Consider the following 25954-nt stretch of genomic DNA (forward strand, 5'->3'; position numbering starts at 1 on the left):
ATCGCTTCCATTAGGGCTAAAAAATAAAAATAAGAAAGTTCTTCACGGAACAATTAAAATATAAAATTCATAATTTAAAATAACAGAACATGATTTTAGAAATGAAAGTCCCATCACCAGGGGAATCAATAAAAGAAGTAGAAATTGCAACTTGGTTAGTAAAAGACGGAGATTATGTAGAAAAAGATCAGGCTATTGCCGAAGTTGATTCAGACAAAGCAACTCTTGAATTACCAGCTGAAATGAGCGGAATCATTACCCTAAAAGCAGAAGAAGGTGATGCAGTAGCAGTAGGAGCGGTAGTTTGTTTAATCGATACTGATGGTGCAAAACCTTCAGGATCTGCTCCGGCAGCTGAGGCTCCAAAGGCGGAAGCTCCGAAAGCAGAAGCCCCGAAAGCGGAGGTTAAGGCAGAAGCCCCAAAAGCGGCACCAGCTGCAGCAGCAACATATGCTACCGGAACTCCATCTCCGGCAGCAAGAAAAATATTAGACGAAAAAAACATTGCACCGGCAACAGTTTCAGGAACTGGAAAAGGTGGAAGAATTACAAAAGACGATGCTGTAAATGCAGTACCTTCAATGGGAACTCCAACTGGTGGAAGCCGTGGAACTGAGCGTACAAAATTATCAATGCTGCGTCGTAAAGTAGCGGAGAGATTAGTAGTTGCTAAAAACGAAACAGCAATGTTGACTACTTTCAATGAAGTTAACATGACACCAATCAACCAGATTCGTAATGAGTACAAAGATGCTTTCAAAGCGAAACACGGTGGTCTTGGTTTAGGATTCATGTCTTTCTTTACAAAAGCAGTTACAAGAGCTTTACAATTGTATCCTGATGTGAACTCAATGATGGATGGTGATTATAAAATTGCTTACGATTTCGCAGATATCTCAATCGCGGTTTCAGGACCAAAAGGATTGATGGTTCCTGTTGTTCGTAATGCTGAACTTTTAACTTTCCGCGGAATCGAAGCTGAAATTAAAAGATTGGCTCTAAGAGCTCGTGACGGACAAATCACTGTTGACGATATGACTGGTGGAACATTCACAATTACAAATGGTGGTGTTTTCGGATCTATGTTGTCTACACCAATTATCAACCCTCCACAATCTGGAATCTTAGGAATGCACAACATTATCGAGCGTCCAATTGCTGTAAACGGTAAAGTTGAAATTCACCCAATGATGTACGTAGCACTTTCTTATGACCATAGAATTATCGACGGACGTGAGTCAGTTGGTTTCCTGGTTGCTGTTAAAGAAGCACTAGAAAATCCAGTAGAATTATTGATGAACGGAGATGCTAAAAGAGCATTGGAACTATAGTTTTAAATAATTTTATAGTTTTTATAATAATACTAAAATCCCAAATTCAAATAAAAATGAGTTTGGGATTTTTAATTTTGATTTAAGCATCTACACAACCCTGTTTCAAATACAAATAATGGTTATAATAATCAATAATACCTTTACCTTCCATCAAAACATCAGCACCGATAATGCCGTGAACAGGTTTTGCCTTGTATTGCTGTAAAGCTTCATTTACGTGCGAAAGATCAAAAATAACGATACCGAAATCAGGATTTTTCCAGGAACCTATTTGCAGGGAGTTATCTTTGGAGATTTGCGTTTTCATTCCGGTTCCGCCTGCGCCTGCAGCTTTGGTCTTTGAATTTTTTGTAGTTAATTTAAATCGTTCTATACTTTCAAAACCCACACAGGAATTCGAAGCTCCGGTGTCTAAAATAAAATTTCCCGAAACATCATTTATTTTTACTTTAATCAATAAATGCTGTGTTTTGATGATTTTAAATTTTATTTTTTTGTATTTTTCTTTTTTGAGGACTTTTTGAAGTTCTTCCATTTCGATAATGATTGAAAATCAAAAATAAACCAATTGCAGTCAATATACTAATGATGTACACGATATAATTTGAAGATTTTTCAGCATTAGAAATTGTGCCATAGTATACAAAAGCACTCCAATAATAAGGCGATTTTTTAGCATTTGGAATATTTGGATCATTCAGGAAATCGCGTTTTGCATTGGCATTTGCTTCAAAATAAGATTGCTTTTTTTTGATTTTTTGATAAAAATTATCCATAAAAACCGAAGTCGTATAATCGTTTACTTTCCATAACGAAAACAATAAATTTTGTGCACCGGCAGACTGAAAACCTCTTGCAATACTCATCGCTCCTTCGGATTTGTAGAGTTTTCCAATTCCGGTTTCACAGGCACTTAAAACGACCAATTCCGGATTTACATTAAGATTATACAACTCCGAATATAGTATTTCCTGATCGTAGAATTTAATACTCGCCGGCGTTTCTGTATCGCCGGAAGAAGCATGTGTACTTAAATGCAGAATAGAATAATTGATTGCATTGTTTTTAAAATTTGAAAATGTTGCATTATTGTTTTCGAAAAACTGACCTTCAAAATTCTTCTTGATAGATTGCAATTCATTCTTAGAAAATGTCAAAGCAAAATTGGTTTTTTCGAATACCGGAAAAATTCCCAAAACTGTTTTTTTAGTATTTGAAAACGGAATTGAGTTCAGATAAAATGAAGCAGAATTGTTGTAAGCAACATTAAAATCATTTAGTAAATAATGCATTTTTGCAAAATTTGCAGTTTTGGATTCTTTTGTAATCAAAGCTTCAAAAGGTAAAAAACTCAGGACACCATCAGGAATAATGATGAGGTTTTTGTAATTCTTATGGGGCTGAATTTTTAGGTTTTTGTAAATGGTATTTCCAATTCGATTGTAATTTTGAGGATTATCTGCAATCACATTTGGATTATTGAAAAAGCGGATAAATTCCATCAGGCTTGCAAAACCGGTACCTTCCAGAGAAATATGATGAAGTGTTATTTTTTTGTTTTTAATCGTAAAATTATAAATGTAATTGCTGCCAAAAAAATATTCAGCCATCGTGGCCTTGTTTTCCTCTAATTTGGCATATAGTTTTTGTAAATCAAACTCGTTATTGGTTTCTTTAGCAGTTTTGGTTTGATTTTTTTTAAGAAGCAGCATCAATTCGTTTTGTTTTTTGATGGCTTCATTAATTTTAGAAATATCGGCCAATTCCAGTTTTTGCTGTTCTTTTACAATAACCGTATTCCAGTTTTGAAGCTGCTGAAGAATGAGTTTTTCTTCTCTCGAAAGAATTTGATGATTATTGAGACGACTCTTTAAAACAACAGATTTGGTTTGTTCCGAAAGTAAAAAAGCGTTTTCGATATAACTTATTTTCTTTTCTTTTTCATAAAGCGAATAATAAATAGCAATACATTTTTCAGTTCGGTTTCGATTTCTGATTTGAGTTACGATTTTAGAATTTTCATAAACCAAAAGGGACTGAAAAATATCTTCTATATAAAATGAAAGTGCATAACTTTTTAAAGCATTTTTCGGCTGGTTTTGTGCCAGATAAATTTCAGCCTGTAAATCTAAAGCATCCAGTAAAACTGTTTCTGCATACAGCGAATTTTGATCAGGCAAAACACTTTTTATATTGGAATAATTTGGAAGAAGTGTTTTAAAAACAGCCGTAATGTTCTGGTTTGCATCTGTTATTTTTCTTTGTTTGAAAGAAATAAAAGCAGCTTCGTAATAAAACTGCGCTATTTTTCGGGGCTCCTGACTTAGGATTTTATTGAATTCAATTTTGGCTTTTTCAAAATATTCAACTGCTTTATTCAAATCATTGCGTTCCAGGTTTAGTTTGGCTAAATTTCGGTAAGAATTGGATAAAGTTTCAGTTTGTGATTTGTCATTTTTTAATAATGAAATGGCTTTCAGAAATGAGCTTTCAGCCTTGTCAAAAGTATTTGTTTTGATTAAAAAACCTTTGGTTGTCAGGAAATAATTAGTTCCTAAATTGTTTAATAAAAGCCCTTTTTGAGTTGGGGTTAATCTTTCGGTTTGAAGTGTCTTTTCGATTAAATCAATTGCTTTATAAACATTGCCCGTATTTTGATATACGTTTGATAAATTAAGGATTGCAGCCACCTTCTGCGGTTCGTTTTTCTCCAGATTGGCAATAAAATAGTATTGTTTGATAGTGTTTTCTGCATTATCGTAATCACCCAGAATGGTATATAAATTACCTAAAGGTTTCAGGCAATATTCGATAATATCGTAATCTTTAAGTTTGTGTTTTTGATAAATCTGCCAGGCTTTCTCGTAACTTTTTATTGCATTTTCTGATTGTCCAAATTGGTTTTCATAATATGCTTTGTTGCAGTTTAAAACCACAATTGCCAATAACTCATCTTTAGATTTTTGTTTTGGACTTTTCCAGAAATTAGTTTCTGTATTCGTTAGATTTTGCAAATCTTTTACAGATGGATTTGCTACAAAAACATCAATTGCATTATATATTTTATCTTCCTGATGTTGTCCCCAAACTGTTAGGTTTAGGAAAAGAAAAATTAAAATATATAAGTTATTTAAGTTCATATTATAGTTGGAATAGTTGTGAAGTGTCCGTCTGAGCGGAGTCGAAGACCTTTTCAATTATGAAGCCTTCGACTCCGCTCAGGGTGACATTTGAATTTTAAAACTTCCAAATTCCATAAAACTGGAAATAATTAAAATTCTGTTCAAAATTAATTACATAACGCGCACCCAGACTTGGACCAATTCTGGCAAATCCAGCAGTTAAATCAAATAAAAGCCCTGTTTTTAAATTTGCCAATGAGTTTTTAACTGAGTTTGATTCCGTTCTTGTGCTAATTATGAGTTTATCCGAATCACCCTCAAAAATGTCTATTCGTTTATTTTGATTCTGTTCTTGCGAAACATTTATGTTGGTTTGAAAACCGGCACCAACTCCTATATAGTTATTAATGTTGTAGCGGATAAGAATAGGGACTTCCCAATTGACACTTTTGTTTTCGGTACTCGTTGTGGTACGCTGTCTTTGTTTTACGCCGTTTGCACTGGTAATTGTTTCATCAACTACATTAACCGAACTATCATATTTATTTAAGCTATTGATCCATTCTGCCTGCCAGTAAAAACGGTAGGATTTAAAAGGTGAAATAGTTGCGCCAACAAAATAACTCGTTGAATTATCTAAATCAGGGTACAAATTATATCCGGCTTTAGCGCCAATGGATATCCCGGGTAAAAATCGGGTAGTGGCGTAGTTGGTAATAATAGGTTCGTTTTTGTCGAAAATGATGGCGGTTCGGCTTTTGGTTTTTACTTTATGAAAGTCTTCATTGAATTTCATTGAATACCGGACAAAACCTTTTGTGCTGTCTTTTTCGTTTACGTTTTTTTGTTCGCTTCCGGGTAAATAAATATTTTTGAAGGTAAAAAATATTTGTTTTTGTTTGATAATTGTATCTAAACAGCTTACTGTTGGTTCTTCGCCTTTTGGACAAATAGGACATTCTGGATACATCCCTTCAATTTGGAATGTTTTTTTATCAAACATATCCGGAATATCAGTTTCAAGCCGAATCATTCTTGCAGGCCCTTCGCCGTTATTCTGAAAACGGGTTTTAAATTTTACTCTTTTAAACCGTACTAAACGATAGTTAATCAAACTTCCGTTAGATCCCATTTTGTTTGGATCGTGAGAAGTTACGATTTCCATTTCGAGGTTTTTTATTTTATGGTTTTTAAAACTTCGATTTGGAACAAATATCCCTCGCATTGTTACCGTTGCGCTGGTATCCTTAATCATTTCGGGAGTAGTTTTAAAAGTATAAAAAACATTATGGGTTTCACCTGGATTGACATCGTCAAATTCTAAAACAGAAACATTATGATAGGTTTTATGGGCGTCTGTTAAAGATGCATCGAGATCTTCTTCGGTAGTTGTATTTCGGTATTTTTTTATTTTTAAAGTTTGATCGGCTGAAGCCAGATAATTTTTGGTGTCATCAAGATCGTCAACAGCTGCTACAATGTTTTCTTTTACTTCGCGTTCGTTGGCATACGTTCTAAAATCGACTAAGTCGAAATTATTGCTTTTAAATTGTTTTTCGTTATAAAAAAGATAGAGTTTACCGCTCGAAACATAATTCTCCAAATTTTGATAGCCCACTACAACAACCATTTCCTGTTCCGGAATTGGGTCACAGTTTTTCAGGATTTCGAATCCGTTTTGATCAGCAATCGATGCAATGTCTTTGTAATTTGTGTCGGTTATGTCATTTACAGCGATTTTTTTTGGGCGTGTTGCCGGAGGTTTCCCATTGTCGTAATTATTGGTTACGGCAAGTCGGGTGGTATAAGTTCCTTTGTTTTTGTAAACGTGTTTAGGTTCAGCTTCTTTACTGAAATGACCGTCGCCCAGTTCCCATAAATAGGAGTAACTTGGTTTTGGTGCGCCTGCAATCGGAATTAAAGGCGGTGTTTCGGGTTTAAAAGTAACCTGATTTCCGTTCTGATTGTAAATGATATTGGCTCTTCGGGTAATAGTGTCTTTTACTTTGGTTTGTGCCAACGTCATTGCTGATGAAAGAAAAATTAAGTAATATATAAGTCTTTTCATGTCGAGGAGGTTTTTAGCCCTGATGGAGCGGCATCCTTTTTCTGGCTTCTTTAGCCGGGAAAAGATAGAGTCGGACAGCAGGATCAGCTTCAGAAAATCGTTAGGGATAATTTGAAATCTGGATTAAATGTAAAAAAAAGTGATGAGCAAATCACCACTTTTTCTTAAAAAAGTATTTGTAAGTTATTGAATAGCATTGATTGCTGCTACCAGTTGAGCTTCGCTGCCGACTGTTGTTTCGGCAAGTGTGAAGGTATAAATATCGCCGGCAGCTATAGTAACCGCTTTGATTGCATAACGCCATTGACCATTATCTTCTGTGGCAAAAATGATGTGACAAGCTAATCCAACCGGGATTTGTCCGTAGTGCTCGCTGAATAATCCTGCTGCTGTATAAGTGTCTAACTTCGCCAAAGCGTTTTGCCCTTCTCCGTCGTATGATAAATAAATTGCACAATTATCGTTGTCGTAACCTTCCGGAGCATCAACAAGAATAGTAGTTTTAGGTCTTGGATCACTGTAGAATTTATCAACATTTGTCCATCCAAAATTTCCAAATGTTACATAATAATTGTTTCCTTCGCCCTGAACACCGCCTTTTCCTCCGGTACCGTCAGCACCATCTTTGGCTTCTCTCCAAACTAGATCTTCTGCATTCTCAGTGTTTCCAAACCATAATGTCATGGCATTATCCAGGCCTCCTGTCAAATTTGTAGGTACCAACAGATTGATGTTACAAGTAGTGGCTAATGCTTGTCCGCCTTGCGTGGCTTTGATGAAAAATTCACCACCGGAAATCAACAAGTTTTTGTTTCCGTCAGGCATTAAACCCATGGTTGGTTTATTGGTTACAAGCATATCGCCTTTGTCAAAAAGCTCTACATATTCAATATCGATTGCTCCGGTTACCGCATTTCCTGCTTTAGTCAGGCAATTTCCGTTGATATTGATTTTAACTCCTTTTGCAGATGTAAGTGTTATTGCTCCTGCTCCTGCAGTTGCAGTAAAATGTTGTGTTTTTCCTGCCAAAGCTTCGTTTCTGACAGCAGCAAATTCACTTGATGATGGTGGCGTAACTGTGTTGTCTCCATCGCTGTCATCACAGCTTACAAATGTTGCGATTGCTAAAAATAATAATCCGATTTTTTTAAAATTTGTGTTCATGATTTCTAATTTTTTATAAATCTGTCTTGAAAAATTTCAAGTGGTTTCAGATTTCGGTTGTTAATTATCGTTTTTGTATTCTTATATCAATTCGGGTTTGATATTGTTACCCTTGTTTTCAAAATTTATTTTTAATTCTTTTTATATGGTTATATCAACTGGCTTTTTAAATTGTTACCCCTGTTTTTAATTTTTTTTGAAATTTATTTCGAGAGGCATTTTTCTTCAAAAACATTTCCGTCTTCATCAAGGGCAACAAGTATTTCTTTATTACCTGAAAGTTTAATCAGTATATAAAACCAGACAATTGACCAAAGTCCCAGAGTTGCAAAAACCAAAGCAAGGTGAAATGAAGGATCCATTTGTTTTTTTGCTTTGCTTAAAACAACATACGGCAGTTTATCATTACGTTCTATTATGACAAAACCGTTACGGATTTTGGCAGAAAGTGTTTCCTGGAATTTGGCAAAACCTTTCTCGGTTGTAAATGGATAACTTTTCATTTTGATGTGATTTTGATTCTTAAAACAACATTTGTAATGCTATATCAATTTGTTTTTATAATTGTTACCCTTCTTCTTTAATTTTTTTTCAGATTCTTTTTTTACTTTAGCTGATAATTTTTAATATGGAAAAACAGACAATTCATCCTGACCAAATGTATATCGAAGGACTGGCGAATAATAATTCGGCAGTAATTCAGTCTATTTATAAAAAGTTTGTCCCTAAAGTCGTGTACTTTATAAAGAACAACTCCGGAGATGAAGATCAGGCGCAGGATGTTGTTCAGGAAGTGATGATTATACTTTTTAATCAGGCAAAAGCCAATACACTGCAGCTGACTTGTCCGTTTGATGCCTATTTCTTTTTGCTGTGTAAAAGGAGATGGCTGAATGAATTGAAAAAAACATCAAATAAAGGGGTAACAATCAACGAGGATTTGGCATCTATAAAGGAATCAACTCAGGAAATGGTTTTGCAAACTGAAGCCTTCGATGAAAAACAGCAGCTTTTTGATCTGATGTTTCAAAAGTTAGGTGACAAATGCAAAGAACTTTTACAATGGAGTTTTACGCTTAAGACCATGGAAGAAGTAGCCGAAAAGCTCAATGTAACCTATGGTTATGTCCGTAAAAAGAAATCGTTGTGCGTAGGACAGTTAACGCAGTGGATTCAGGAAGCCAATTCTATAAATCGTTAAAAAGGACCCCATCATGAACGAAGAAAAATACATATTGTTTGATCAGTATCTTCAAAATGAAATGACACTTGAAGAGAAAAAAGATTTTGAACGCCAGTTAGCGGAAGATAAATCGTTTGCTTCTTCATTTGAAACTTTTAGAGAAATGCATTTTCAACTGGCGAATAAATTTGGGATTGCAGAAGAACGTGAAGCTTTTAAAGCTAATCTAAAAACTATTTCTAAAGCGCATTTCAAATCGCCTGAAGCAAAAGTAATTAAACTTAAACCATGGTATGTGGCAGCAGCTGCATCAGTTGCTGTTTTAATTGGGATTTTCTTTTTTAATCAGAATTCAAACCCAAATTTTGAAGATTACAATCAGCAGGAACAAGCTTATTTTGCCGAAAGAGGTGATGTCAATGCAGCTTTAAAACAAGCAGAAACAGCTTTTAATGCTAAAGATTATAAAAAGGCAATTCCGCTTTTTGAAACCATTTTGAAAGAAAATAAAACGGCTGAAATTCAATATTTTTATGGAATTTCCTTATTGGAAACAAATCAGTTTTCAAAAGCGGAAACTGTTTTTAACCAATTAAAATCTGGAATTTCCCTCTACAAAGATAAAGCCGCCTGGAGTCTGGCTTTGTCTAAATTAAAACAAAAAGACTATAAAGCCTGTAAAGAAATTTTATTGACTATTCCTTCTGATTTTGAGAATGAAGACCAGGTTCAGAAATTGTTGAAAGAATTGGATTAAAATTTTTACCATAAAAGAAGCAGAAATTACAAAAAGAGGCAAATTCACATTGTCTCTTTTTTTGTGCTAAAAAATAATAGGATTTAAATTTAATAAAAGGAATTCAGGCAGGAAAGGATGAGGTTTTAGGCCGTGCTTTGGTATTTATTGAAACCGGGAAATAAATATGTTTACGTTGCGGGACTTCGACTTCGCTCAGTCTGACAAGAATACAAGTAAATCCGTTAAATCCGCGTACTAATATACGCAATTGGTATTCTTTTAATATTATCGTAATTTTGACAACTTTAAAAACAAAAAACAAACAATTGAATTCAATACCTGTAATTACCGATACACATACGCACCTATACTCTGAAGAATTTGATCAGGATCGTGACGAAATGATACAGAGAGCCATAAATGCAGGAGTAAAGCGTTTTTTTATTCCGGCAATTGATGCGGCAGCAACGCAGTCAATGTATGATTTAGAGCGTAATTATCCAGAACATGTTTTCCTGATGATGGGTTTGCATCCCACTTATGTGAAAGATAATTATCTGGACGAGTTAAAACATGTTGAAACCGAATTGGCAAAACGAAAATTTTATGCCGTTGGAGAAATAGGGATTGATTTGTATTGGGATAAAACACATCTCAAAGAACAGCAAATTGTATTCAGAAGACAAATTCAGCTTGCTAAACACTATAAATTACCAATCGTAATTCATTGTCGTGAAGCTTTTGACGAGATTTTTGAGATTTTGGAAGAAGAAAAATCAGAAGATTTATTTGGAATTTTTCATTGTTTTACGGGTAACTATGAACAGGCACTTCAGGCAGTTTCGTACAATATGAAGCTGGGAATAGGAGGAGTGGTGACTTTTAAAAACGGAAAAATCGACCAATTTTTAAATCAAATTGATTTGAAACATATCGTTTTAGAAACCGATTCGCCTTATCTGGCGCCAATTCCATACAGAGGTAAACGAAACGAAAGCAGTTATTTAGTAAATGTAATTGCAAAATTGGCTGAAATTTACGACCTTTCAGAAACTGAAATTGCAGAAGTAACAACGCAAAACTCCAAAGACGTTTTTGGGATTTAATATGCAAATTACAATTGTTTAATTTTTTTTTTGTTCTTTTGCCCACCTAAATTGATATTTATAATGCAGAAATTTGATGCCATTCGACCATTTTATGATTCAGAAGTAAATCAAGCCCTTCATGACGTTGTCAATCATCCGATGATGAAAACCATGATGAATTTTACTTTTCCGGAATTAGACGATCAGGTTTGGAAAGAACAATTGAAGAAAACACATTCTATTCGTGATTTCCAGTGCAATTTTATCTATCAGACAATTCAAAAAGTACTCGAAAAAAGTTCGGAAGGACTTACAACTTCGGGTTTTGAAAAGTTAGAAAAAAACACTTCCTATTTATTTATTTCCAATCACAGGGATATTCTTTTAGATACCACTTTACTGAATGTGTGTTTGTTTGAACATGGTTTGGTGATGACAGCATCGGCAATCGGGGATAATCTTGTAAAAAAAGCATTCTTAAGTACATTGGCAAAACTAAACCGAAATTTTTTGGTTTTAAGAGGTCTGTCTCCAAGAGAAATGCTGCAAAGCTCTAAGTTGCTGGCTGAATATATGGGGCAATTACTGCTTCGTGAGAATCGTTCGGTATGGATAGCACAAAGGGAAGGACGTACTAAAGACGGAAATGATGAAACCAATCCGGGTGTTTTAAAAATGATCGGAATGGGTTCTGATGAAGCCAATCTGATGGATTATTTTAAGAAATTAAAAATAGTTCCGGTTTCTATTTCATACGAATACGATCCGACGGATGTTTTGAAAATGCCGCAATTAATGGCAGAAGCAAATAATGAGGTTTACGTCAAAGATAAAAATGAAGATTTCATGACTATTTTGAGTGGTATCATGGGAACTAAAAAAAGAATACATATCTCTGTTGGAGATGTTTTAGATACTGAAATTGATCAGATTGTTGCTGAAAACGATAATTCGAACAAACAAATTCAAGCCTTGGCACAAGTAATCGATGATTCTATTTTGCAGAATTACCAGTTATGGCCAACCAATTTTATTGCATATGACATCTTAAATGAAACTGATAAATATTCTCATTTATATAAGGAAAACGAGAAATTACTTTTCGAGCGACGTTTAGAGATGCGAATTGGATGCGATAACGGTGTTGCAAGACAAGGATTTTTAGCTATGTATGCAAATCCTGTAGTGAGTAAATTAAAATATCAGAATGTCTTCTAAAGCTAAAATACTCTTAATCTATACCGGTGGAACTATCGGAATGAGTAAAGATTTTGAAACAGGAGCACTTAAAGCTTTTGATTTTGGCAAGCTGTTGAAAAATATTCCCGAAATCAAACAACTGGACTGCGAAATTGAAACGGTTTCGTTTGAAAATCCAATCGATTCCTCTAACATGAATCCGGAAATGTGGGCTAAAATTGCCGATATTATCGAGAAAAATTATATTTCTTTTGACGGATTTGTAGTGCTTCATGGTTCTGATACGATGTCGTATTCGGCTTCGGCATTAAGTTTTATGCTCGAAAATTTAGCAAAACCTGTTATATTTACAGGTTCTCAATTACCAATTGGAGATTTGCGTACCGATGCCAAAGAAAATCTGATTACCGCCATTCAGATTGCTTCTCTTCAGGAAAATGGAAAACCGGTGATCACCGAAGTTTGCCTGTATTTCGAATATAAATTGTACAGAGGGAATAGGACTTCAAAAGTAAATGCAGAACATTTTAAAGCATTTACGGCACCTAATTATCCTGAATTGGTAGAGTCAGGAGTTCATCTTAAATTAAACCGGCATTTATTCCTTCCTGTAAAAAAGGATGCAGAACTGATTGTTCATAAAAACCTAAATAATCACGTAGTGATTATAAAAATGTTTCCGGGAATGAGTGAAGTTGTTTTAGCTTCGATTCTGGCGATTAAAGATTTAAAAGGAATTGTTTTAGAAACATATGGAGCCGGAAATGCACCTACCGAAGAATGGTTTTTAAATTTAATTAAAAAAGCGATTCAGGACGGTTTGCATATCGTGAACGTCACACAATGTTCCGGCGGAAGTGTCAATATGGGACAATACGAAACCAGTACTGTTTTAAAATCCTTAGGCGTTATTTCAGGAAAAGATATTACGACAGAAGCTGCCATTACTAAATTGATGTATCTGTTGGGACATACGGTTACGATCCCACAAACTGAGTTTAAAACTATTTTCGAAACAGCTTTACGAGGTGAAATTTCACTTTAGCAATAAATAATAGCAAGTATTGAAAGGATTTTTGAAAATTACTTTTGTAACTCGTTTTTTTTCATGTTATTTGCAAACCAAAATAGAGAGGTGTCCGAGTGGTTGAAGGAGCTAGCCTGGAAAGCTAGTATATGGGTAACTGTATCGAGGGTTCGAATCCCTTCCTCTCTGCTAAAGTCAAAAACCGCAATTTCATAAACTTATGTTATTGCGGTTTTTTGATTTTTTTAAAGATTTGTTAATTTAATAAGTACAATAAACTGTATCGGAATGATTGGAAGTTGGAAAGGTTATTATAAGTTTGATAATGAAAGAATTCAAAAAGCTATAGGGTTTGAAAAAACGTATTTTACTATAGTAATTGAAAGTTTCGGAGGAGTTAATTTTCAGGGAAAAGTGAATGATGATATTCCTAGCGGCGGAATGGAAGAAACTGGTGATGTAATTGGTAAAGTCTATAATAACAAAGTTCGGTTTAAAAAACTGATGCCTAAGAACTGCCAAATATATGAGAATGGCGAAAGAGAAACGACAAATCAAAAACATCCGGTACTTTATTATGAAGGTGTTTTTTCTAATGATAAAACTGAAATAAGCGGGAAATGGTTTTTTAAAAGAAAAATTGTTTTTTTGTATGGTATTGTTCCAATAATTTTTCATCCAGGAAAAGGAACCTGGAGTATGAAGTTGTCGTAAATTCTGTTTGACATATCCGATATAAATTCTAAATAGATAATAAATATTTTGAGTATTTACAAATATCATTTCCGACCAGGATATCAATCTGATGATTTCTTGATAGATATTTTTAATGGAGCTGAGAAGGAAACGTTTATTTCGGATTTCCTGAATGCAATCAATGAATTAAAACCCAGACTGATTGATATTTTGGATTTATGGATAAATGATGAGGTCTTGATGACTATTGATTCTGAAGCAGGACAATTTACGATTTCAAAAGATATCTGGGGCTTTGCTTTCGTTATGGCTGAAAATAATCAGAATGGTTTAGTTCGGATTAATTCGATTTTAGAAAACGCAGAAATGTTTGAAAAGATTGATGTTGATTTTGAAAATTATAAATAAAAGTTAGCTTCAATAATTTGAAGTTTTCCCCTTGTCAAAAGTTATGAAATTTACTAAACATCTAATTTAGCCCCGATTGAATCGACATCCTCTTGTGGCGGGGTTCGCCATAAGAGATAAAGTGGAAAGCGGGACTGAAGGTGTTTTGAAAAATGATTTTCTGCTTCTAAAAAGGTTTAATCCTGCAAGACTATTTTAGCTTTAGGCAATATTCTTTCCACAAATAATTTATAAGCAGATTCAGAAGGATGTAAGCCGTCTGAAGCGACTAAACCGGGATTATCAAGTCCCTGGCGGGTAATATCAGTAATTGTGATAAATGTTACGGATTTTGTTCTGCAATAATTTTCTGCAAACATATTATATTGGTCGATTTCTGCAGAAATTTTTGCTCTTCCGGTTTCTCCATAATTTTTTCCAAAAGAGGTATAGGCATAATCCGGTATAGAAAGCACAATGACATTTTTATAATCTCCTTTTGCCAGCGTAATAGCTTTGTTTAATAGTTCAGGGAATTCTTTTTCGTATAATGAAAAATCTATATGCTGAAACTGGTTGTTAACACCAATTAAAAGTGTAACCAAATCGTAATTGGATTCTAAGGTTTCATTTTTTATTGCCGCAATTAAATTCGAAGTTGTCCAGCCAGTTCTGGCGATAACTTTTAATGAAAAGTTAGTATCGGTATAGAACATTTTTAAACTCGTTTTAAGCTGTTCCGGAAATCTGCAGGTTTCACAAACACTTTGGCCAATAGTATAACTGTCGCCTAAGGCTAAATAATTTATTGATTTGGGAATTGGTCCAGTGGGAACTTCCGGATTTGGGACAGTTGTTGGAGGAATAACAGGTTTGGGAGTAACTGCCGTTTCTGAAGGTGTTTCTTCAGTGCTACAGCTCAAAAGAAATATAGATAGGAAAACAATAACTATTTGTCTGAACTGTGGTTTCATAATTTGAATAAATTAGATTTTACATCATTTCTAAACAAATAGTTACGTTATATATGTTGTTTTGGTTTTAAACCATTTCAGCTTTCATTGAAATTTCTTCTTCGATAGCATTCCAAAGACCAATACGTTTTTCTAAAGCGAGAATCGAAATTTCTTCTACATCAGACCATTTTTGATCGTCATCTCCGCATAAATCGGTAATCATTTGCATCGCCATTGGTCCGTGCTCATCCGCATCAAGTTCGATATGTCTTTCGAAATAATAAAGCAACTTGCTTAAATCAGTTTCGGGAAGGTTTTTTTGAAAGTTTGTCAGGATTGCGGTAAACATACTTGGGATTAAATCTTCTCTTCCAAAAGTAAAAGCTGCAGCAATTTCATGTGGTTTTCCCTGTTCAATAACTCTAAAAGTAAAATCTAAAAAAGATTTTATATCCGGATGCAATGAACTTTGTTTTATGGCAACAAAAATATTATGAAGAGAATTTACTTCAGATAAAAATTTGTTGATTCCTGTTGTATCGGCACCACAATCTTCCATAGCCTCAAGATACATTTCGTAATGACTTTGTCTTCTTCCGTCAATAGTCAGGTCAGTTTCTTCAGCAAGAACAATTTCGTTGATTAAATATCTGGTTTCAGGATTTTTTGTAGCAAACCAAGGGGTAGTTGTGCAGGTAAGTTTAGCCTGTAAAGCTTTTAATAATGACATAAAGTCCCAAACTGCAAAAACATGACTTTCTAAAAAACGATGTAAGTCATCAATACTTTGAATTTTATTGTACAAAGAATGCTGTAAAAGCATGTCCTTTTGAGGCTGAATGCTTTTGTTGATGGTTTCAATATTCATATCTGTGGTATTTTTTGGTAAATATAAAAAAGCTTCCCGGTTAGAAGAAGCTTTTGGTATTGATTTTCAATATATTTTAATAGAGCATTATTATTTGAATGCTGATATTCCGGTTACATCCATTCCGGTTATCAATAAATGAATGTCATGTGTGCCTTCATAAGTGATCACACTTTCGAGGTTCATCATGTGTCGCATTATCGAATATTCGCCTGTGATTCCCATTCCGCCTAACATTTGTCTGGCTTCTCGGGCAATATGAATTGCCATATCAACATTATTTCTTTTTGCCATTGAAATCTGTGCAGTAGTTGCTTTTCCTTCATTTCTCAAAACACCTAAACGCCAGGTTAATAATTGTGCTTTGGTAATTTCGGTAATCATTTCGGCTAATTTCTTTTGCTGCAGCTGTGTTCCTCCAATAGGTTTTCCAAACTGAATTCTTTCTTTGGCATAACGTAAAGCGGTGTCGTAACAATCCATCGCTGCACCAATCGCTCCCCAGGCAATTCCGTAACGAGCCGAATCTAAACAGCCAAGTGGTGCTCCCAATCCGGATTTGTTTGGTAACAGATTTTCTTTAGGTACTTTTACATTGTCAAAAATTAATTCACCTGTTGAGGATGCACGAAGCGACCATTTATTATGTGTTTCGGGTGTTGTAAAACCTTCCATACCACGTTCTACGATTAATCCGTGAATTCTTCCTGATTCATCTTTAGCCCAAACTACAGCAATATCAGCAAATGGTGCATTTGAAATCCACATTTTGGCACCGTTTAAAAGATAATGATCTCCCATGTCCTTAAAATTGGTAATCATACTTCCCGGATCAGAACCGTGATCAGGTTCAGTCAATCCAAAACAGCCCATGAATTCTCCTGTAGCCAGTTTTGGCAGGTATTTCATTCTTTGCTCTTCGTTCCCGTATTTCCAAATCGGATACATTACTAACGATGATTGTACAGATGAGGTTGATCGTACGCCGGAATCACCACGCTCAATTTCCTGCATGATTAATCCATAAGAAATCTGGTCTAAGCCTGCGCCTCCGTATTCAACCGGAATATAAGGGCCGAAACCGCCAATTTCTCCAAGCCCTTTTATAATTTGTTTTGGAAACTCTGCTTTTTGGGCAAATTCTTCAATAATAGGAGAAACTTCTCTTTTTACCCATGCACGTGCAGATTCACGAACCAGTTTATGTTCGTCGGTCAATAAGTCGTCAAGGTTGTAATAATCCGGTGCCTGAAATAAGTCTGGTTTCATCTTTTAAGTAATTTTTCAAAACAAATTTACGCAATAAAAATATAACAAAACAAAGTAATTTTGTTATAATAATACAAAACAGTTTGGAGAAATAAAGATGATTAAAATTTCAAATAGAAATCCTTGGTAAGCTCCATATATTCAGGTGTATAAACGTGTCTGTCGGTTTCGATAATTAATTCATCAATTGCAGTATTCAGAATTTCATTTCGACTAAAAGCCAACAAACTGCGTTTGATATCTGATGCTGGAGTTCCTTTTACACGTGTAATTTTTACAGGATACAATTCGGATTCTTTAGCAAGTGTAATAAAATTTTGTTCTTCCTTATAAGGTAGGATAACTGCAAATACTCCATTTTCGGAAAGCATTAAATCCGCAGCTTCAATTAATTCTTCGAATGGCATGGCATCCTGAAAGCGTGCTAAATCACGTTGTTCATTTTCTGTTTTATAGTTTTCAGAATAAAATGGCGGATTCGAAATTATCAAATCATATTCATCCTCAGGTTCTTCAATAAATTCATCTAAACCGGCATGAAAACAAAATAAGCGATCCCCCCAAGGTGAGTTTTCAAAATTTTCAACTGCTTGTTCATAAGCCTCTTCATCAATTTCTAAAGCATCAATTTGTTCGGCATGAGTTCGTTGAGCGAGCATTAAAGCAATAATTCCGGTCCCGGCGCCAATATCTAAAACGCTAAAGGGGTTATGATGTATTGGAACCCAGGCACCTAATAAAACACCATCTGTCCCAACTTTCATAGCGGTTTTATCTTGCTGAACAGAGAATTGTTTGAATGAAAACATAGAGATAAAATTCCAATTTTTTAAATTCCAAATTCCAACTTAAAAAGAGTGAATCCCAAAAAAGAAATTCAAATACTAAGAAGAAATATAGATTTTGATAATAATAGTATGGTGCAAAAGTAAGATTAAAATCCCGATTTAATGTTGTGAAGTTTTAGTGATTATTGTGGATAGAATTTTTCTTAATTCTTCTACTTCGAATAATAAAAGATCTGAAAGCAGCTTTTGTTCAGGATTTAATTCCTGTAGTAATCGTAGCCAATATTTGGATTCTTTAGCTTCTTTGCGAGATATTTTTAGTCTAAATAATAAATCTTTATCTCCAAGTTTTTCGTTTGCTTCAATGTAATTGGCATCTACAGAACCAGATGATCTAATTAATTGTTTTCCGTCTTCAATGTTAGATGCAGTTTTAGGTAGATTTTTGATATAAATTCTACATTCTTTTGCAAACAAGAAAGTTCTTTCTTCTAAATCGTATGGTTTACTCATAATTAAATTCCAAATTTCAATAAAGATAGAATAATATTTAAAATAAGCTTTTTCCTTCAAAATAAATTGTAGAAATAAAGTTTTATAATTTATTTTATTGAAATTTCTCTTTTTGGTTTGGAATTTGGAATTTAAAAAATTTGGAATTTCTTTTTTAAAGATACATTTCAACCAAACCTTCAGGCAGATTCATGATAACTTTTTTATTGTCACGGTCAATTTTTACAAGGAAATGATCGATCATTGGAATCAGCATTTCGATTTCGCCATTTAAAACTTCAAAAAGAGGTTGTGCAGTAGTATCGTTAACGGCTACAATTTTTCCAAAAACACCTAAACGCTGGTCTTCAATTTCGAAACCAATAACTTCGTGGAAATAAAATTTGTTGCCGGAAAGTTTTGGCAGCATATTTAAAGGAAGATAAATTGCATTCCCCATAATGGCATCAGCATCTTCTTCAGTATTCATGTCTTCAAAACGGATTCTTAGAAAATCATTTTTGTGCAATGAACTTTTTTCAATAAAAAAAGGAACCAGATGTTTATTGCATTCAATAAACACTGATTCCAGATTTTCGTATAACTCAGGTTCGTCTGTGTCTAAATAAGCCAGGACTTCACCTTTGAAACTAAATTTTTTAGCGATTTTACCTAAATAAAAACATTCTTCTTTACGCATTATCGCTAACTAAAATTATGCTTCAGTTGTTTCGTTATTTTCTTCAGCAACAGGAGCTTCTTCAGTAGCAGCTTCCGCTTCAACTTCAGCAACTTCTTCTTCAACTGCAGGAGTTGCAGCAGCGATAGCATCAGCTTCAGCCTGAGCTGCAGCAGCTAAACGCTTAGCGTTAACTTCTTGTTCTGCTTTAAAAGCTTTAGCTTTAGCATCAGCTTGCGCTTTTGATAAACCATCTTTTTTAGCATCAACTTTTCCAGATTTAGCTTCTAACCAGGCAGCTAATTTTGCATCAGCTTGTTCTTGAGTTAAAGCTCCTTTACGAATACCTCCATCAAGGTGGTGTTTCAATAAAGCTCCTTTGTACGAAAGGATTGCTCTTGCAGTATCTGTTGGCTGAGCACCATTGTGCAACCATTTTACAGCGCTATCAATGTTTAATTCGATAGTTGCAGGGTTTGTGTTTGGATTGTAAGTACCGATTTTCTCTAAGTATTTACCATCTCTTTTTGAGCGTGCATCTGCAGCTACAACCCAGTAAAAAGGTTTTTGTTTTTTACCGTGTCTTTGTAATCTAATTTTTACTGACATAATCGTATGATTAAATTTTGAGGTACTCGACCTCTGTTAATTAAGGGCGCAAAGATATAATTTTTTTCTGAATTAGGAGATCAAAATTATATTTAATCTCTTGAGAATGAATTTTTGTCGTTTTTTTGAATTCTTATAGTGTTTGTTTCTCTCCAAAGAAGAGATTTTTGCTTTAAATTACTTTATAATGAAAATACTTTCCCTTTCTTTCTTTTAATAATTGATTGTTTTTACTGTAATATTTTATCATAAAATCAAAATAAAAACATAAATAAGCTAATTTATAGTAGATTACAAAAAAATAAGATTACATTTGTGTATTATTATAAATAAGTACATATGAACATTTTTGTTGGAAGCCTTCCATTCAGTATTGAGGAAGCAGATTTAAGAGAGTCTTTCGAGGCTTACGGAGCAGTTGATTCAGTTAAGATCATTACTGATAAATTTACTGGAAGAAGTAAAGGATTTGGTTTTGTTGAAATGACAAACGATGATGAAGCTCAAAAAGCAATTGATGAATTGAACGGAGCTACTGTTCAAGGACGTGCAATTGTGGTTAATAAATCTGAACCGAAACCAGAAGGCGAAAGAAGAAGCTTTAACAATAACAGTCGTGGTGGAGATTCACGCGGTGGTTATAGTGGAGGAAACAGCCGTGGTGGAAATGACCGTGGTGGTAACAGAGGAGGATATTAATATTTTTTTCTAAATATATAAAAGGGATCAATGTAAATTGATCCCTTTTTTTATGGTAAATTTTGTTTCAGGTTTATTTGTTTCAGGTTTTAAGTTGGAAAACCTGAAACCAGAAACAAAAATTAACTATAAGTTCGCTACAAGCCAATCTCCAACTTCACTCGTTTTGTATGCCTTTGTTCCTTTTATAGCTAAATCTTCAGTAACAACTCCTTGTTCTAATGATTTATTTACCACTGCTCTAATCGCTTCAGCTTCGTCTTTTAATCCAAATGCATCTTCAAACATCATGGCAGCTGATAAAATAGTAGCCAACGGATTAGCAATATTTAACCCTGTTGCCTGAGGGTAAGATCCGTGAATTGGTTCGTATAAAGAAGTGTGCTCTCCAACAGAAGCAGAAGGCATTAATCCCATAGAACCTGAAATTACAGAAGCTTCATCGGTTAAAATATCTCCAAATAAATTTTCTGTAATCAATACATCGTAAGAGTTTGGCCATTGTACCAAACGCATGGCAACAGCATCAACAAATTCGTATGAAACAGTTACTTCAGGATAATCTTTTTCCATTGCCTGAACAGTTTCTCTCCATAAACGTGAAGTTTCCAAAACGTTTGCTTTATCAACACAACACAATTTTTTAGAACGTGTCATTGCTAATTCAAAACCTTTTTTAGCCAAACGCTGAACTTCAGCTCTGGTATAAACACAGTTATCAAAAGCAGTTTCTCCGTTATCCCTTCTTCCTTTTTCTCCAAAATAGATTCCGCCGGTTAATTCTCTTAAGAAAACCAAATCAGTTCCTTCAATTCTTTCTCTTTTTAAAGGAGAGTTATCAATTAAAGAAGGGAATGTAAAAGTTGGACGTACGTTAGCGAACAAACCTAATTTTTTACGCATTAACAATAAACCTTGCTCAGGACGAACCGGTGCACTTGGATCGTTATCATATTTTGGATGACCAATTGCTCCAAATAAAACAGCATCAGCTTTCATACAAACTTCGTGAGTTTCATCAGGATAAGGAACTCCAACTGCATCAATTGCACAAGCACCTGTAAGTGCAGGCGTCCATGTGATTTCATGATTGAATTTTTTTGCGATAGCATCAGATACTTTTACAGCTTCATTAATTACTTCTGGTCCGATTCCGTCTCCGGCTAAAAGGGCTATGTTAAATTTCATTTGTTTGGTTGTATTTATATTTATTATCTATTTTTATTTTTTAAGACTCAAAGGTTACAACTTTGTTCCTCTGCAACTCTGAACCTTTGTACCTTAGTTAGTAATTACATTCAGCATCTTTTGAGTTGCTATAATGGCTGCAACTGTTTGATCGGAATCTAATCCTCTTGTTTTAAATTCTTTCCCGTTGTTTACCCAGGTAATTATGGTTTCGCATAACGCATCCGAACTGCTTCCGGGAGGAATTCGTACCGCATAATCAATTAGTTTTGGAAGGGTCAATTTTTTACTTTTGTAAATTTTGGTTAATGCATTCATGAAAGCGTCAAATTGACCATCGCCTTGTGCATTTTCCTCAATGATTTCATTGTCAATTTTTAAAAGCAAAGTTGTTGAGGGACGCATTCCTTTTGAATGCATTAATACATAAGATTCGATTGTAATTTTTTCTTCGTAAGTATGACTATCCAAAACATCAGAAATGATGTATGGTAAATCTTCTTTGGTAACCGTTTCTTTTTTATCACCTAATTCGATGATTCTTTGGGTAACCAATTTTAAATCTTCCTGATTTAATTTTAAACCTAATTCCTGAAGATTTTTTTCAATATTAGCTTTTCCGGATGTTTTTCCGAGTGCATATTTTCGTTTTCTTCCAAAGCGTTCCGGAAGAAGATCATTAAAATATAAATTGTTTTTATTATCTCCATCAGCATGAATTCCCGCAGTTTGTGTAAAAACATTATCCCCAACAATAGGTTTGTTGGCAGGAATTCTGTAACCGGTAAAAGTCTCAACTAGTTTACTTACAGAATACAAAGAGGTTTCTTTAATATTGATGGTAACATCAGGCATAAAATCATTTATAACGGCAACAGTACTTTCAAGCGGAGCATTTCCGGCGCGCTCTCCCATTCCGTTTACGGTAACGTGAAGCCCTTTTATTCCGGCTTTTATGGCTTCCATAACATTTGCAACACTTAAGTCGTAATCATTATGGGCATGAAAATCAAAATGAATTTGAGGGTATTTTGATGTGATTTTTGAAATAAAATCAAAAGCCTGTGACGGAATCAATACACCAAGTGTGTCCGGAAGTAAAATTCTTTTTATAGGCTGCTGCGTTAAAAAATCTAAATATTGAAATACATATTCAGGAGAATTACGCATCCCGTTGCTCCAGTCTTCAAGATAAACATTGGTTTCAATATTGTTTTCTTTTGCTAATGCGATAGTTTGTGCGATTTCAGAAAAATGCTGTTCCGGAGTTTTTTTTAATTGATGCGTCAGGTGATTCAGGGAACCTTTAGTTAATAAATTCTGAACTTTGGCTCCGGATTTTTTCATCCATTCAATAGAAAGACCACCGTCAACAAAAGTCAAAACTTCGATTCGGTTGGTATATCCTTTTTCCTCAGCCCAGGACATAATGCCTTTTACGCCTTGAAATTCACCTTCGCTTACACGTGCCGAAGCAATTTCGATTCTATCAATATTTAATTCTTCCAACAGTAATTGTGCAATGGTAAGTTTTTCTGCAGCAGAAAATGATACTCCAGAGGTTTGTTCACCATCACGAAGCGTCGTATCCATTATTTCAATTTTTCTTTTTTCCATTTCAAATATGATATGACTTAAATACAGTTTTGGCGTATTTTAATCAAAAGGGTTATATAAAATTATAAAAGCAGTTACTAACCCAACCCTAAAGTTGAAGTCTGAGTAACTGCATTTTAAAGGTTGTTTTTAGTAAGGAAGTTTGTCGGCGAAAGCCACAATATCTTCTTTAATATTTTGTAAATAATCAATGTCATCAAAACCATTGATCATGTTATTCTTTTTGTATCCATTTATAGCAAAAGATTCAGATTGACCAGTTGCCAATAAAGTAATCGTTTGGTTTGGTAAATTAATTTCTAATTGCGTATTAGGATCAGCTTCGATTGCTTTAAAAATAGTATCAGCAAACTCAGGGCTGACCTGAACTGGCAAAACACCAATATTCAAACAGTTTCCTTTGAAGATATCAGCAAAGAAACTTGAAACTACAGCTCTGAAGCCGTAATCATAAACTGCCCAGGCAGCGTGTTCTCTTGAAGACCCTGAACCGAAGTTTTTTCCTCCAACCAATATTTTTCCAGAGTAAGTTGAATCATTTAAAACGAAATCAGCTTTTGGAGAATCATCTCCGTTATATCTCCAGTCTCTGAAAAGATTATCTCCAAAACCTTCGCGTTTTGTAGCTTTCAGGAAACGTGCAGGGATGATTTGATCTGTATCTACGTTTTCTATCGGCAGCGGCACTGCACTGCTGGTAAGTATGTTAAATTTATCGTATGCCATTTTTGAAATTTTAGATTTTAGATTTTAGATTTTCTTTTGAAAACTTAGAATCTAAAAATGTTTTTGTATTAAATAATGTTGATCAATTTTATTTGAAGAAATTTAGATGAAGATTGCTCACAGTGAGAAATCTAAAATCTCCAATCTAAAATAACTCCCTTGGATCTGTTAGTTTTCCTGTAACAGCAGCAGCGGCAGCCATAATTGGGCTCGCTAATAATGTTCTTGAACCAGGACCCTGACGACCTTCAAAGTTTCTGTTTGAAGTACTCACTGCATATTTTCCGGCTGGAACTTTATCATCGTTCATTGCTAAACATGCTGAACATCCAGGCTGGCGTAATACGAAACCAGCTTCTGTCAAAATATCCAAAATACCTTCCTCTTTAATTTGAGCTTCAACAACGTGAGAACCAGGAACTAACCAAGCCGTAACATTATCTGCTTTTTTTCTTCCTTTTACAATTTCAGCAAAAGCTCTAAAATCTTCAATACGTCCGTTTGTACAACTTCCTAAGAAAACATAGTCAATTGGTTTTCCAATCATCACATCATCTTCGTGGAAGCCCATATAGGCTAAAGATTTTTTATAAGTTTCCTCACCGCCTTCAACCTGGTTAGCGTTCGGAATATGTTTTGTGATACCAATTCCCATTCCCGGATTTGTACCATAAGTAATCATTGGTTCAATGTCTGAAGCGTTGATGTTTAATTCAGCATCAAAAACAGCATCAGCATCGGTTTTTAAAGTTTTCCAGTATTCAACTGCTTTAGTCCAGGCTTCGCCTTTTGGAGCATACAATCTTCCTTCAAGGAAATCAAAAGTTTTTTGGTCAGGAGCAATCATTCCGCCACGGGCACCCATTTCGATACTTAGATTACAAACGGTCATACGGCCTTCCATAGTCATGTTTTCGAAAACATCTCCGGCGTATTCAACAAAATATCCTGTACCTCCGGAAGTAGTTAATTGAGCAATAATATAAAGAGCAACATCTTTAGGGCCAACACCTTTGCTTAATTCACCATTTACGTTGATACGCATTTTCTTTGGTTTTGGCTGCATGATACATTGTGTAGAAAGTACCATCTCAACCTCAGAAGTTCCGATACCAAAAGCAATCGCTCCAAAAGCACCGTGAGTAGATGTATGTGAATCTCCACAAACAATAGTAGCACCTGGCAAAGTAATTCCGTTTTCAGGACCAACTACGTGTACAATTCCATTTTTTATATGACCTAATCCCCAGTGAGAAATACCGTATTCAGCAGCATTATCTTCAAGAGCTTTAAGCTGATTTGCAGATAAAGCATCTTCAACCGGTAAGTGTTGGTTTATAGTTGGTGTATTGTGGTCAGCAGTTGCAAAAGTACGTTCCGGGTATAAAACCTTTACGCCTCTGGCTTTTAATCCTAAAAAAGCAACAGGACTCGTAACTTCGTGAATGAAATGGCGGTCAATAAAAAACACATCTGGTCCATCTTCAATTTTACGCACTACATGTGAATCCCATACTTTGTCAAATAATGTCTTACTCATTTTTTATTTTTTTTAATTGTAATTTTATAACCACAGCAATTCCTGATAATTATAATAGGAAAACAAAATTAAAAAAAGATACAAAGTGGTCAATTTCAATATTTCATTATATACGATACCCAAACTAAAATACAAATTGCGATTGGCTTTTGCAAAATCAGTTTTGGTTGAAATAAGAATATGAAATTGGTTTTGCTTTTCTTTTTCAGCTTAATTTTTATTTAATTGCTTTTCATTTTAATAGTTTGCAAATTTATCTCAAAAGCTGTATAAAATATAGGTTTTAATTCAAAAAAATGTAACAAAAGTGATGAAAATAGTAATAATTGTTAGTTTTGATTTCTTTTTTAGGATTTTGAAATTCCGAATAATTGGTCTTTTTAAATGTAATTAACAGAGAATCTGATGAAATTTTTCAGTTGATTTTTTAATTAAAATACTACGACATCCAAAAGAATGATTTTTATGAAATTTTATGATTTTTGAGATAAAAACTGATTTGTTGATAAGAATGT

At 34.4% G+C, this 25954-nt stretch carries 25 protein-coding genes and 1 tRNA gene; 10 read left to right on the forward strand and 16 right to left on the reverse strand.

The annotated features are described in order from the left end of the window. Window positions 1–89: 89 nt before the first annotated feature. Window positions 90–1331, forward strand: coding sequence for a 2-oxoglutarate dehydrogenase complex dihydrolipoyllysine-residue succinyltransferase (odhB, locus tag ACEN92_RS15825; protein ID WP_495639308.1), 1242 nt, complete (start codon window positions 90–92; stop codon window positions 1329–1331). Window positions 1332–1413: 82 nt separating this feature from the next. Here odhB and ACEN92_RS15830 read toward each other — a convergent pair whose 3' ends face one another. The 5 genes from ACEN92_RS15830 to ACEN92_RS15850 all read right to left on the reverse strand — a co-directional run bounded on the left by ACEN92_RS15830 (window position 1414) and on the right by ACEN92_RS15850 (window position 8191). Beyond that, entirely contained in the window at window positions 1414–1869 is a 456-nt protein-coding gene (locus tag ACEN92_RS15830; RefSeq protein ID WP_495639309.1) for a retropepsin-like aspartic protease, read from the reverse strand. Then, window positions 1814–4474, reverse strand: a complete 2661-nt coding sequence (locus ACEN92_RS15835) for a CHAT domain-containing protein (RefSeq protein ID WP_495639310.1) — start codon at window positions 4472–4474, stop codon at window positions 1814–1816. Before ACEN92_RS15835 ends, ACEN92_RS15830 begins: the two co-directional genes overlap by 56 nt. A gap of 97 nt (window positions 4475–4571) precedes the next feature. Next, the gene (locus ACEN92_RS15840) at window positions 4572–6524 is read right to left on the reverse strand and encodes a DUF7849 domain-containing protein (protein WP_495639311.1); all 1953 of its coding nucleotides are present in this window, start codon (window positions 6522–6524) and stop codon (window positions 4572–4574) included. A gap of 183 nt (window positions 6525–6707) precedes the next feature. Then, window positions 6708–7688, reverse strand: coding sequence for a hypothetical protein (locus ACEN92_RS15845; RefSeq protein ID WP_495639312.1), 981 nt, complete (start codon window positions 7686–7688; stop codon window positions 6708–6710). Window positions 7689–7891: 203 nt separating this feature from the next. Continuing rightward, complete coding sequence (locus ACEN92_RS15850) at window positions 7892–8191, reverse strand: hypothetical protein (protein ID WP_495639313.1); 300 nt, start codon at window positions 8189–8191, stop codon at window positions 7892–7894. A 125-nt stretch (window positions 8192–8316) separates the two neighbouring features. Between ACEN92_RS15850 and ACEN92_RS15855 the strand changes: the two genes are divergently transcribed. The 8 genes from ACEN92_RS15855 (at window position 8317) to ACEN92_RS15890 (ending at window position 14029) form a co-directional block, all read left to right on the forward strand. After that, window positions 8317–8889, forward strand: coding sequence for an RNA polymerase sigma factor (locus ACEN92_RS15855; RefSeq protein ID WP_495639314.1), 573 nt, complete (start codon window positions 8317–8319; stop codon window positions 8887–8889). A gap of 13 nt (window positions 8890–8902) precedes the next feature. After that, complete coding sequence (locus tag ACEN92_RS15860) at window positions 8903–9628, forward strand: tetratricopeptide repeat protein (protein ID WP_495639315.1); 726 nt, start codon at window positions 8903–8905, stop codon at window positions 9626–9628. Between the two features lie 308 nt (window positions 9629–9936). Beyond that, window positions 9937–10716, forward strand: coding sequence for a TatD family hydrolase (locus tag ACEN92_RS15865; RefSeq protein WP_495639316.1), 780 nt, complete (start codon window positions 9937–9939; stop codon window positions 10714–10716). A 63-nt stretch (window positions 10717–10779) separates the two neighbouring features. Further along, the gene (locus ACEN92_RS15870) at window positions 10780–11916 is read left to right on the forward strand and encodes a 1-acyl-sn-glycerol-3-phosphate acyltransferase (protein WP_495639317.1); all 1137 of its coding nucleotides are present in this window, start codon (window positions 10780–10782) and stop codon (window positions 11914–11916) included. Next, complete coding sequence (locus ACEN92_RS15875) at window positions 11906–12943, forward strand: asparaginase (RefSeq protein ID WP_495639318.1); 1038 nt, start codon at window positions 11906–11908, stop codon at window positions 12941–12943. The genes ACEN92_RS15870 and ACEN92_RS15875 overlap by 11 nt, the downstream gene beginning before the upstream one ends. Before the next feature lie 84 nt (window positions 12944–13027). Next, window positions 13028–13114 (forward strand) — tRNA-Ser (locus ACEN92_RS15880). 99 nt (window positions 13115–13213) lie between these two features. Further along, window positions 13214–13639, forward strand: a complete 426-nt coding sequence (locus ACEN92_RS15885) for a hypothetical protein (RefSeq protein WP_495639319.1) — start codon at window positions 13214–13216, stop codon at window positions 13637–13639. A gap of 48 nt (window positions 13640–13687) precedes the next feature. Beyond that, window positions 13688–14029 (forward strand): hypothetical protein, encoded by a 342-nt coding sequence (locus ACEN92_RS15890; protein WP_495639320.1) that lies wholly within the window; start codon window positions 13688–13690, stop codon window positions 14027–14029. A gap of 176 nt (window positions 14030–14205) precedes the next feature. Here ACEN92_RS15890 and ACEN92_RS15895 read toward each other — a convergent pair whose 3' ends face one another. The 7 genes from ACEN92_RS15895 to ACEN92_RS15925 all read right to left on the reverse strand — a co-directional run bounded on the left by ACEN92_RS15895 (window position 14206) and on the right by ACEN92_RS15925 (window position 19669). After that, complete coding sequence (locus ACEN92_RS15895; protein ID WP_495639321.1) at window positions 14206–14982, reverse strand: SGNH/GDSL hydrolase family protein; 777 nt, start codon at window positions 14980–14982, stop codon at window positions 14206–14208. 67 nt (window positions 14983–15049) lie between these two features. Beyond that, entirely contained in the window at window positions 15050–15832 is a 783-nt protein-coding gene (locus ACEN92_RS15900) for a DUF3050 domain-containing protein (protein ID WP_495639322.1), read from the reverse strand. Between the two features lie 90 nt (window positions 15833–15922). Then, window positions 15923–17101: an acyl-CoA dehydrogenase family protein gene (locus tag ACEN92_RS15905; RefSeq protein WP_495639323.1), complete on the reverse strand. Its 1179-nt coding sequence runs from the start codon at window positions 17099–17101 to the stop codon at window positions 15923–15925. 101 nt (window positions 17102–17202) lie between these two features. After that, entirely contained in the window at window positions 17203–17910 is a 708-nt protein-coding gene (locus tag ACEN92_RS15910; RefSeq protein ID WP_495639324.1) for a tRNA1(Val) (adenine(37)-N6)-methyltransferase, read from the reverse strand. Window positions 17911–18048: 138 nt separating this feature from the next. After that, entirely contained in the window at window positions 18049–18402 is a 354-nt protein-coding gene (locus ACEN92_RS15915) for a four helix bundle protein (RefSeq protein WP_495639325.1), read from the reverse strand. Between the two features lie 154 nt (window positions 18403–18556). Further along, window positions 18557–19081 carry a ribosome maturation factor RimM gene (gene rimM / locus ACEN92_RS15920; protein ID WP_495639326.1) on the reverse strand — a complete coding sequence of 175 codons (525 nt, stop codon included), beginning with the start codon at window positions 19079–19081 and terminating at the stop codon, window positions 18557–18559. A gap of 15 nt (window positions 19082–19096) precedes the next feature. Then, entirely contained in the window at window positions 19097–19669 is a 573-nt protein-coding gene (locus tag ACEN92_RS15925; RefSeq protein WP_495639327.1) for a 30S ribosomal protein S16, read from the reverse strand. A gap of 339 nt (window positions 19670–20008) precedes the next feature. Between ACEN92_RS15925 and rbp the strand changes: the two genes are divergently transcribed. Then, window positions 20009–20368, forward strand: a complete 360-nt coding sequence (rbp, locus tag ACEN92_RS15930) for an RNA-binding regulator (protein WP_495639328.1) — start codon at window positions 20009–20011, stop codon at window positions 20366–20368. A gap of 126 nt (window positions 20369–20494) precedes the next feature. Here the strand turns inward: rbp and leuB are convergent, their stop codons facing one another. The 4 genes from leuB to leuC all read right to left on the reverse strand — a co-directional run bounded on the left by leuB (window position 20495) and on the right by leuC (window position 25439). Next, the gene (leuB, locus tag ACEN92_RS15935) at window positions 20495–21556 is read right to left on the reverse strand and encodes a 3-isopropylmalate dehydrogenase (protein WP_495639329.1); all 1062 of its coding nucleotides are present in this window, start codon (window positions 21554–21556) and stop codon (window positions 20495–20497) included. Between the two features lie 93 nt (window positions 21557–21649). Next, window positions 21650–23173 carry a hydroxymethylglutaryl-CoA lyase-like TIM-barrel protein gene (locus ACEN92_RS15940; RefSeq protein WP_495639330.1) on the reverse strand — a complete coding sequence of 508 codons (1524 nt, stop codon included), beginning with the start codon at window positions 23171–23173 and terminating at the stop codon, window positions 21650–21652. Window positions 23174–23302: 129 nt separating this feature from the next. Then, window positions 23303–23899 carry a 3-isopropylmalate dehydratase small subunit gene (leuD, locus tag ACEN92_RS15945; RefSeq protein ID WP_110835950.1) on the reverse strand — a complete coding sequence of 199 codons (597 nt, stop codon included), beginning with the start codon at window positions 23897–23899 and terminating at the stop codon, window positions 23303–23305. Between the two features lie 145 nt (window positions 23900–24044). Further along, window positions 24045–25439, reverse strand: a complete 1395-nt coding sequence (gene leuC, locus ACEN92_RS15950; RefSeq protein WP_495639331.1) for a 3-isopropylmalate dehydratase large subunit — start codon at window positions 25437–25439, stop codon at window positions 24045–24047. Window positions 25440–25954 lie beyond the last annotated feature (515 nt).

Source organism: Flavobacterium sp. Flavsp81 (assembly GCF_059491325.1).